Source organism: Micrococcus sp. HMSC31B01 (genome assembly GCF_001816085.1).
Classification (GTDB): Bacteria; Actinomycetota; Actinomycetes; order Actinomycetales; family Micrococcaceae; genus Micrococcus; species Micrococcus luteus.
The window spans coordinates 1-1053 of sequence record NZ_KV824939.1 but is presented as its reverse complement, the minus strand read 5'-3'; the positions used below and the strand labels follow the sequence as shown (position 1 = coordinate 1053).

Here is a 1053-nt window from a genome sequence, read left to right as displayed (position 1 = left end):
GGGCGCAGCAGGTCCTCGGCCGTCTGGGCCAGCGGGCCCGGCACCTGCTCCGGGACGGCGTCGTGCACGACGTCGTCGATCACCCCCGGCACGGCGGCGCGGACCTCGGGGTCCACCGCGACCTGCTCCGTCACCCCGCGCAGCAGCTCCGGGCGGTGCGTCGCCTCGTCGACGAGGGCGCCGGCCGTCGCGAACACCGCCAGCAGGCCCGCCAGGGCTGCGACGAGGAAGCTGAGGGTGGTGCGCATGAGGTCCTTTCCATTCCGTTCCGACCCCGTCGAGCGTACCGATCCTGGCCGGAGGTTCCCCGGTCTGAGCGCCCCGACCGGGTCGGCGGCGGCCCCGGAGGACGCCCGGGCGCCGTCTTGCGCGTCCGGCGAGGGCGGTACGGTGGGCCCGTGCCCGGGCGGACCGGGCCCGGACAGGAGGGACCCGGATGGACCAGCCCGTGACCGAGGGCGCCTCGGCGGCAACGGACGTGCCCGTCTCAGCACCCGCCCGCGCGGGCGAGACCTCCGCTGAGCGGCCGTGGCCCCTGCGGCGGCTCTCCGAGAACCTCAAGGCCCACATCGAGCGCGCCCCCGCCACGTGGATCGAGGGCCAGCTGATCGAGTTCAAGAACAACCGCGGCAACGTCTACATGACCATGCGGGACCTCGAGGAGGAGGTCTCCCTGCCGCTCACCGCCTGGCGGAACGTCGCCATGACCCTGGACGGGAGCGTCCAGCAGGGCTCCCGCGTGGTGGCGCGCGTGAAGCCGAACTTCTGGCTCAAGGCCGGGCGCCTGTCCATGAACGTGCAGGAGATGCGCCCGGTCGGCCTCGGCGATCTGCTGGCCCGCGTGGAGCTGCTGCGCCGGGCCCTCGCCGAGGAGGGGCTGACCTCCCCCGCGCGCAAACGGCCCCTGCCCCTGCTCCCCCACCGGATCGGGCTCATCACCGGCCGCGACTCGGACGCGAAGAAGGACGTGCTGCGCAACTCCCTGCTGCGCTGGCCCGCCGCCGAGTTCGAGATCCGTGAGGTCGCCGTGCAGGGCGCCGAGGCCCCTCGGCA

1 protein-coding gene and 1 pseudogene are annotated in these 1053 nt (G+C 74.5%); one reads left to right on the top strand and one right to left on the bottom strand.

Going from position 1 to position 1053, the window contains the following annotated elements; genetic code table 11:
* Positions 1–248: pseudogene (locus HMPREF3105_RS01835) on the bottom strand (hypothetical protein); the annotation flags it as partial.
* Between the two features lie 188 nt (positions 249–436).
* Between HMPREF3105_RS01835 and HMPREF3105_RS01830 the strand changes: the two are divergent.
* A partial coding sequence (locus HMPREF3105_RS01830; protein WP_168167979.1) for an exodeoxyribonuclease VII large subunit occupies positions 437–1053 on the top strand: 617 nt, incomplete at its 3' end.